The 2706-nt window shown below is 74.8% G+C and carries 2 protein-coding genes; both read right to left on the reverse strand.

Features of this window, described 5'->3' with window-relative positions; genetic code table 11:
- Positions 1–891, reverse strand: an 891-nt coding sequence (locus tag DD1DGNOD_RS16285; protein ID WP_430827818.1) for a beta-ketoacyl synthase N-terminal-like domain-containing protein, incomplete at its 3' end; no start/stop codon positions are given.
- The coding region (locus DD1DGNOD_RS27145; protein ID WP_165036780.1) for an acyltransferase domain-containing protein at positions 875–2706 on the reverse strand (1832 nt) is incomplete at its 5' end. The genes DD1DGNOD_RS27145 and DD1DGNOD_RS16285, both read right to left, overlap by 17 nt.

The following is a 2706-nucleotide window of genomic DNA, read 5'->3' on the forward strand; positions in this document are numbered from 1 at the left end:
GATCCGGTGGCCGGCGCGCCGGGCGTCCGAGAGCCGTTCGAGCAGCAGCAGGCCCACGCCCTCCGACCAGCCGGTGCCGTCCGCCGCCGCGGCGAACGCCTTGCACCGGCCGTCCGCGGCCAGCCCCCGCTGCCGGGAGAAGTCCACGAAGCCCAGCGGCGACGTCATGACGGCGACCCCGCCGGCAAGCGCAAGGTCACTTTCGCCGGACCGCAGCGACTGGGCGGCCAGGTGCAGGGCGACCAGCGACGACGAGCAGGCCGTGTCGATGGTGACCGCGGGCCCCTCGAACCCGAACGTGTACGAGATCCGGCCGGAGGCGACGCTGCCGAGCGCGCCGGTGACCAGGTAGCCCTCCAGCTCGTCGGGAACCTCGTGGAAACCGGCGGCGTAGTCCCGTCCGGCGACACCGGCGAACACGCCGGTACGGCTGCCGCGCAGCGCCGTCGGGTCGATCCCGGCGTTCTCCAGCAGCTCCCACGCCGTCTCCAGCAGCAGGCGCTGCTGCGGGTCGGTCGCGGCGGCCTCACGCGGGGAGATCCCGAAGAACGCCGTGTCGAAGTCGCCGGCGCCGGAGATGAACCCGCCCTGGCGGGTGTAGGTGGTGCCGGGCCGGTCCGGGTCGGGGTCGTAGAGCGCCTCGACGTCCCAGCCGCGGTCGTCGGGGAACTCGCTGATCGCGTCACCGCCGGTCTCGGCGAGCCGCCACAGATCCTCCGGCGAGGTGATCCCGCCGGGGTAGCGGCAGGCGGCGCCGACGATCGCGATCGGTTCCCGCCGGCTCTCCTCGATCTCCCGCAGCCGCTTGTGCGCGGCCCGGGAGTCCGCGAGCGCGCGCTTGAGGTATTCGCGGAGCTTGTCGTCGTTGGACATCTCAGGCGTGCTCCTGATCCATGAGGGCGAACAGTTCCTCGTCGCTGGCGGAGTCGAGGTCCAGCTCGTCGTCGCCGGACGGGCCGGTGGGCTCGGTGCCCCACTGGTCGAGCAGGCGGCGCAGGCGGACGGCCGCGGCCTGCCGGTCCGCCGCCGTGGTGCCGGCGGCGGCGAACACTGTCTCCAGCTGGTCGACCGCGTGCGCCGGCGTCGCCGGCACCGCCGCTTCCGGTGTGCCGAGGGCCAGCTCCCCCCGCAGGTAGGCGGTGACGGCCTCGGGTGTGGGGTGGTCGAAGACCAGCGTGGCCGGCAGTTCGAGCCCGGTCGCCGCACCCAGCCGGTTGCGCAGGTCGACCGCGGTCAGGGAACTGAACCCGAGTTCCTGGAACGTCCGGGTCTGGTGGACCCCGTCGGCGTCGGTGTGGCCGAGGACCGTCGCGATCTCCGATCGGACGACCTCCAGCAGCACGCTGTCGCGTTCGGTTTCCCCGAGGCCGGCCAGCCGCTGCAGCAGCAGGAGCCCACCGGCCGGGGCCGGGTCGTCCCCGGCGAGCCCGGGCGTCTGCGCCGGCCGGGTGACGGCTACCTCCCCGGCGAACGACCGTCCGACGTCCAGCCAGTAGCGCCGGTGCTGGAAGGCGTAGGTCGGCAGGGCGACCCGCGGGTGCGGGCCGGGGGCCGTCGGCGCCCAGTCGACCGGCACACCGTGGACGTGCAGTTCGGCGGCGGAGAGCAGGAAGCGGTCCAGCCCGCCCTGGTCGCGGCGCAGCGTCCCGACGACCGCGGCACCCGCGGCGCCGGCCGCCCCGACGGTCTCCTGCAGGCCGAAGGTGAGCACGGCATGCGGGCTGATCTCGACGAACGTGTCGTGGCCGCTGTCGAGCAGGGCGCGGGTGGCCTGCTCGAAGCGCACCGTCTCGCGCAGGTTGGCGACCCAGTACGCGGCGTCGAGCGTAGCGGTGTCGATCCGCTCGCCGGTGACCGTGGAGATCAGCGGGATCGTGGCCGCCCGCGGCTCGATCGGCGCGAGATCCGCCAGCAGCAGCTCGCGCAGGCTGTCGACGTGGGCCGAGTGCGAGGCGTAGTCGACCGGGATGATCCGGGCGCGGGTGCCGCCGGCCTCCAGTTCCGCCACCAGCTCCTCGACGGCGTCGGTGTCACCGGCGACCACCACCGACCCGGGGCTGTTGACGGCGGCGACCGACAGCCTGCCGTCCCACCGGGCCAGCTGTGGCTCGAGGTCGTCCACGGGCAGCGCGATCGAGGCCATGCCACCGCGTCCAGCCAGTGCGGTGATGGCCCGGCTGCGCAGGGCGATGATCCGGGCGGCGTCGTCCAGGGACAGGGCACCGGCCACGTGGGCGGCGGCGATCTCCCCCTGGCTGTGGCCGACGACGGCATGCGGATGCACGCCGTGCGCGCGCCACAGCGCCGCGAGCGCGACGAGGACCGCCCACAGCGCGGGCTGCACCACGTCGACGCGGTCCAGCGAGGGTGCCTCCGGCGTCCCGCGCAGGACGTCGAGCAGGTCCCAGTCGACGTACGGGCGCAGCGCCCGCGCGCAGTCCGCGATCGACGCGGCGAACACCGGGGAGGACTCGAGCAGGCTCGCGGCCATGCCGGGCCACTGGGAGCCCTGGCCGGGGAAGACGAACACGGTCCTGCGGTCCGCTCCGGCGGTGCCCCGGGCCGCGTTCGCCGGCAGTTCGCCCCGGGCCAGCGCCTCGAGGGAGGTGAGGAAGCCGTCCCGGTCGCCGGCGACGACGACCGCGCGTTCGGCGAACGTCGCGCGGGTGGTGTGCAGCGCCGCCGCGACGTCCGCGACGTCCGCGA

Origin of the sequence: Candidatus Protofrankia californiensis (assembly GCF_900634765.1) — a bacterium.
Classification (GTDB): Bacteria; Actinomycetota; Actinomycetes; order Frankiales; family Frankiaceae; genus Protofrankia; species Protofrankia californiensis.